Here is a 5,289-nt window from a genome sequence, read left to right as displayed (position 1 = left end):
GGGCCGGACGGCCGGCGCGGCTCGCGGCGAGCAGCGCCACCAACCGGCCGCGCAGTGACCGGCGCTGCACCACCATGTCGACCTGCCCGTGCCGCAGCAGGAAGTCGGCGGTCTGGAAACCCTCCGGCAACGCCCGTCCGGTGACCTGCCGGATCACCCGCGGGCCGGCGAAGCCCATCCGCGCGCCGCTCTCGGCGAGCACCAGATCGGTGTTGGTGGCGAACGACGCGGCCACCCCACCGTAGGTCGGATCGGTGAGGACGCTGATGGTGAGCAGCCCCGCCTCGCGCAGCGCGGCGATGGCCTGACTGACGGTGGCCATCTGCATCAACGACAGCACACCCTCCTGCATCCGCGCCCCACCGGAGGCGGTGATCAAAATCAGCGGGGTGCGGTCGTCCAGCGCCCGCTCGGCCGCCCGGGTGATCAGCTCACCCACCGCGCAGCCCAGGCTGCCGCCGAGAAAGCGGAAGTCCATCACCGCCAGCGCCACCGGGTGCCCGCCGATGGTGGCCGTGGCGCAGACGACCGCCTCGGCCAGGCCGGTGCTGGCCCGCGCGCCGGTGAGCCGGTGCGGGTACGGCAGCACGTCGACGAAGCCGATCGGGTCCGCCTCCGGCAGCCGGTCGGGCAGGGGGCACAGCGACCCCGGATCGACGAGTTGGCGCAGCCGCTCCGGCGCGCCGAGCCGGGCGTGCTCCCCGCACTCGGGGCAGACGTCGAGGTTGCGGCGTAACCGTTTGCGGTAGAGCAGGCTGGCGCAGCCGGCGCAGCGGGACCAGAGCTGCTCCTCGCGCGACGCGGTGGCCGTCACGGCCGCCGCCCGCCGTCCGGGGCGTCGAACCGGTAGAAGCACTGGGCCATCGCGTCGCGCGGCGAACGCCAGGTCGACAGGTACGGCGAGACGTACGGCCGCAGCCGGTCACTGACCCGGATGAACTCGGGGTGGCCACGGGCGGCCTCCACCGCACCCTGCGCCGGCTGCGCGGTTTCGAGCAGATGGACGTAGAGGTCGTGCAGGCGGTACAGCGAGCGGTGCTGGACACCGACCAGGCGCGGCAACTCCGTCGCGTCCGACTCGGCGAAGATCTCGGCGACCCGCTCCTCGGCGGTCGGATCCACCTTCGCGATGATCAGCGATCGGTCCACTTCGGGCCTCCCCCCACGGCGTCCGGCCGGCGACGGGTGGCCCCCGGACACGCTGGACGACTGCCGACACGATGCGCCGGTCCTCGTCACGGCGGCGTCACCGAACCAGACCGCTTCGCGACGCACGGCGGTGACGCTGCGTAGACGCAACCTGTGCATCAGCTATGCGTTACCGCACCGCACCGCCTCGGCATTTGCGCAGTTCAGAACCGACCTCAGGTTGAGTGTCGCGAATAGAATGTGCATAACGGCGTTGACTGAAAGTGACTGTAATTGATAATCTTCACCCTGGTCAGCCCGGCCTGAACGGGCCGGGCCGCGCCATGATCGGTGAGGCCGACAGTGGCGTCACGGGCCACCGATCCGGGACGCAGCAGACAGTCGGGACGAGCGTTCCGCAGGGGGTGCCGCCGTGGCCGCTGATCCGTCCATGCCGACCGCCGGGGACCCGCCCGACGAGGGCGTCTCACTGCACCTGCTCGGCGGCTTCCGACTGCTGTGCGAGGCAGCGCCGGTGGTGGTGCCGAAGGGGCTGCAACGGGTGATCGCGCTGATCGGCCTGCGCCCCGGCGCTACCCGCAGCCAGCTCGCCGGGATGCTCTGGCCCGACGCGTCGGAGGAACGCGCGCTGTCCTCCCTGCGCACCGCGCTGTGGCGGCTCCGGCAGGACCCGTGCTGCCCGATGACCGTGGCCGGTGACACCGTGCGGCTCAGCCCGACGGTCCGGCTCGACGTGGACGACCTGGTCGGCAACGCGGCCCGGGTCCGCGACGGCGACGATCCCCGCACCGCCGCCGGGGCGCTCGCCGCCGGACGGCACGACCTCCTACCCGGCTGGTACGACGACTGGGTGCTGTTGGACCGGGAACGACTGCGCCAGCTCCGCCTGCACATGCTGGAGCAGGTCGCCGGGCAGCACCTGGCCGCCGGGCGGCACGGCGAGGCCCTTGAGGCCGCCCTGGAGGCAATGGCCGCCGAGCCGCTACGGGAGACGCCGCACCGGCTGGTGGTCCGGATCCATCTGGCCGAGGGCAACGCGTTCGAGGCCGTGCACGCCTTCTACGTCTACCGGGACCTGCTGCGTCGGGAGTTACGGCTGGAGCCGAGCCCGGCGATGAGCGCCCTGCTCGACGACACGCTCGCCCCGATCCGCCAGGCCAGCCGGGACGCGGTGACCGATCGTCCGTCACCGGCCGGCCGGCGCACGTGACGGTGACGTGACAGGCGCTGCGGCACGGTGGGCGCACAGAGCACCGGGCGCCGATCCCCGAGGGTCGGGCACGCCATCGGCGGAAGGGGTCCCATGAGTCGTCTACTGATCGTCAGCCGGATCATCCCGGGAGCGGAGGGGCGGGTCGCCCAGATCTTCGCCGAGTCCGACGCCACTGAACTCCCCGGCCTGACCGGTGTCACGCACCGATCCCTGTACTGCCTGCACGACCTGTGCGTACACCTGCTGGAAACCTCCGACGTCGACCCGGACGCGCTCGCGGCGGCCCGCAACCATCCGCTCTTCCAGCAGGTCAACGAGCGGCTCTCCGCGCACACGTCGCCGTACCTGCCGACCTGGCGCTCCCCCCGGGACGCGATCGCCGGCTGCTTCTACCGATGGGACGCCACCGACGCGCCCACGGCGCGCGCAACCAACACCGACGCGCCCACGACGCGCACGACGAGCACCGAAGCGCCCGCGGCGCACCCGGCCGGTTGACATGTCCGCCGCGCCACCGCACGTCCTGATCATCGGGGCCGGCACGGGTGGGCTGTGCCTGGCGCACGGTCTGCGCCGGGCCGGGATCAGCGTCGCCGTCTACGAACGGCACCGTGACCGTGCCGAGGGTCTGCTCGGCTACCGGGTCGGCATCGGCCCGACCGGCAGCCGGGCGCTGCGCGATTGCCTACCCCCGGAGTTGTTCGCCACCTTCCTGGCCACCTGCGCCCGGCCGCCGCACTACTTCAACGTCGTCACCCAGGGGCTCCGGCAGACCGCGTCGTTCGCGCTGCGACCGAGCGCCGACCCGGTGCGCACCGAACACTCGGTGGCCCGGATGGTGCTGCGCCAGGTGCTGCTGACCGGCCTGGACGACGTGGTGCACTTCGACAAGAGCTTCACCCGGTACGAGCAGCGCGACGACGGCACCGTCACCGCGTACTTCGCCGACGGCACCAGCGCCACCGGCGACCTGCTGGTGGCGGCGGACGGCACGCACTCGGCGGTACGCCGGCAGTACCTGCCGCACGCCGTCACCCGCGACGCCGGCACCATCAACATCGCCACCCGGATCCCGCTGACCGCGCACACCCGCGGCCTCATTCCGGAGCGGGTCCAGCAGGGCATCTCGCTGATCTTCGGAGTCGGCGGGATGATGGGCGTGCTGCACGTGATGGAGTTCAAGTGGGACGCCGAGCGGGCGATCAAGCCGGGCGTCGGCGACGCCGACGCCGCCCTGCTGCGAAACTGGCCCGGCCTGGCTCACGACACCACCACCGACAACATCAACCTGATCATCTGGAGCGCGGCCCGCCGGTTCCCGGCCGACGTGATGGCACGCCGTGGCGAGGAGTTGGTGCGGGTCGCCCTGGACCGCACCGCGAACTGGCACCCGAACCTGCGGGAACTACTGAGCCGCGCGGACCCGACCAGCGCCCTGCCGATCACGGTGTCCACGTCCGAGCCGGTGCCGCCCTGGAAGAGCAGCACCGTCACCATGCTCGGCGACGCCATCCACACCATGACCCCGGGTCGTGGCGTGGGCGCGAACACCGCGCTGCGCGACGCCCGCCTGCTCTGTGAGCAGCTCAGCCGCGCCACAGCCGGTGACAAGACACTGCTCCAGGCGGTGGCCGACTACGAGGCGGTGATGGCGCCGTACGGGTTCGCCCGGGTCGCCGAGTCGTTGAACCGCAGCGGCACCAACGGCGACGACCGGATGTACCGGCCGGTGGTGGGTCGACTCGCGCTGCTCGGCGCGCGCGGCTACTTCGGAGTGACCAGCCGGGTGCCACCCCTGCGTCGCCGGTTCGTCGACGACTTCCACACCTACGAGGGCGACCAGGACTGAACCGGGCAGCGCCCCGACCGGGCTCGGCGTCCCCCGCCGGGCCCGGGTCCCGTCGTGTCGTCGCGGTCCTTGTTGTCGTTCCGGTCGTTGTCTCGTCCCGGTCACTGTCTCGTCGTGGTCGCTGTCTCGTCGCGGTCGCGTCGTCGTCGCGGTCGCCCTGCCGGCGCGACGCTCTGTCACCTGGTCGGCACGGTATGAGGTGGTTGGTCCACCAACGACGCCATCGGCCGATCCTCTCTGTCGTCGCCAATACGCGTGTGCGAAGCTGCGGCGAGTTTTTCTCGTGACTTTTCCAACGAGGTGAGAGGGAGGTTCGCCGTGGCGTGGTCTATCGGACACTCGCTGATACTGGTACTGGCACTGTTGCTGGGCCTGGCCGCCGGGTGGCTGTTGCGCGGCCGGCGGGGCGCACAGCGCAACTCGATAGTGGACGGTGACCCCGTCGCCGGTCTGGCCGTGATCAGCACGCCGACGCCGGCGGCCACCACAGACGAGGCCCGTCCTGCGGCCGCCGTCGACCCGGCACCGACCGCGGTCGCCGACGAGCCGACGCCTGTCGACACGGTCAGCGCGCCGGCCGCACTGACCGGGCCCGACAGCCCCACCCCGGTGCCGGTCCCGGCGGATGATGCCCCGAGCACCGTCGACCCGGCCGACATGGCGCTGACCGAGGCCCCGCCGCCGGTACCGGCCGCCGAGCAGCCCGACGCGACCGAGCCGGAGCCCAGCACCGCGCCGGCCACCGTCGACCAGCAACCCACCCCGGCGGCCGTGATCGCACCCCGCCAGCCCGCGGACGACCTCCCGGCCACGGGCACGGCGCCTCTCGGCAGCACCACGACCGAGGCCACCCCGGCCGGCGTCGAGGCACCTGTCGCGACCACCCCCGCCGTCGACACGCCCGTCGACACCCCGGCCGGCCCGTCGCCGGACGAGGACGAGGACGAGGACGAGGACGAGGACGAGGGAGTCAAGGCCACGGTGGTCGATCCGGCACCGGCGGAGCCATCGGCGGACGCCGAGCCGGCGGACGCCGAGCCGGCGGACGCCGAGCCGGCGGACGCCGAGCCGGCGGACG

The 5,289-nt window shown here is 72.6% G+C and carries 6 protein-coding genes; 4 read left to right on the top strand and 2 right to left on the bottom strand.

Annotation, left to right across the window (positions count from 1 at the left end):
* Together accD and JM949_RS33170 are read right to left on the bottom strand one after the other, a co-directional pair.
* Nucleotides 1–814 (bottom strand): acetyl-CoA carboxylase, carboxyltransferase subunit beta (gene accD, locus JM949_RS33175; protein ID WP_203151999.1); only part of this gene is annotated, 814 nt, incomplete at its 3' end.
* The gene (locus JM949_RS33170) at nucleotides 811–1,149 is read right to left on the bottom strand and encodes a TcmI family type II polyketide cyclase (RefSeq protein ID WP_203151998.1); all 339 of its coding nucleotides are present in this window, start codon (nucleotides 1,147–1,149) and stop codon (nucleotides 811–813) included. The genes JM949_RS33170 and accD, both read right to left, overlap by 4 nt.
* 412 nt (nucleotides 1,150–1,561) lie before the next feature.
* Here JM949_RS33170 and JM949_RS33165 point away from each other — a divergent pair, with 412 nt between their 5' ends.
* The 4 genes from JM949_RS33165 to JM949_RS33150 all read left to right on the top strand — a co-directional run.
* A complete protein-coding gene (locus JM949_RS33165) occupies nucleotides 1,562–2,359 on the top strand; it encodes an AfsR/SARP family transcriptional regulator (RefSeq protein ID WP_203151997.1) in 798 nt (265 codons plus the stop codon).
* 93 nt (nucleotides 2,360–2,452) lie between these two features.
* Nucleotides 2,453–2,860, top strand: a complete 408-nt coding sequence (locus tag JM949_RS33160) for a TcmI family type II polyketide cyclase (protein WP_238434335.1) — start codon at nucleotides 2,453–2,455, stop codon at nucleotides 2,858–2,860.
* Nucleotide 2,861: 1 nt separating this feature from the next.
* Nucleotides 2,862–4,211 (top strand): FAD-dependent oxidoreductase, encoded by a 1,350-nt coding sequence (locus JM949_RS33155; protein ID WP_203151996.1) that lies wholly within the window; start codon nucleotides 2,862–2,864, stop codon nucleotides 4,209–4,211.
* A 318-nt stretch (nucleotides 4,212–4,529) separates the two neighbouring features.
* Nucleotides 4,530–5,289: hypothetical protein (locus JM949_RS33150; RefSeq protein WP_203151995.1), on the top strand; the 760-nt coding region annotated here is incomplete at its 3' end.

Origin of the sequence: Micromonospora tarensis, assembly GCF_016803395.1 — a bacterium.
GTDB classification, from domain to species: Bacteria; Actinomycetota; Actinomycetes; order Mycobacteriales; family Micromonosporaceae; genus Micromonospora; species Micromonospora tarensis.
Note: the sequence above shows the minus strand (reverse complement) of the source record. Positions and strands in the feature narration are given on the sequence as shown.

What these genes read in the sequence shown, in the direction of transcription:
- JM949_RS33160 (WP_238434335.1), top strand. Translation starts at nt 2,453, where the DNA reads ATGAGTCGTCTACTGATCGTCAGCCGGATCATCCCGGGAGCGGAGGGG.
- JM949_RS33155 (WP_203151996.1), top strand. Translation starts at nt 2,862, where the DNA reads ATGTCCGCCGCGCCACCGCACGTCCTGATCATCGGGGCCGGCACGGGT.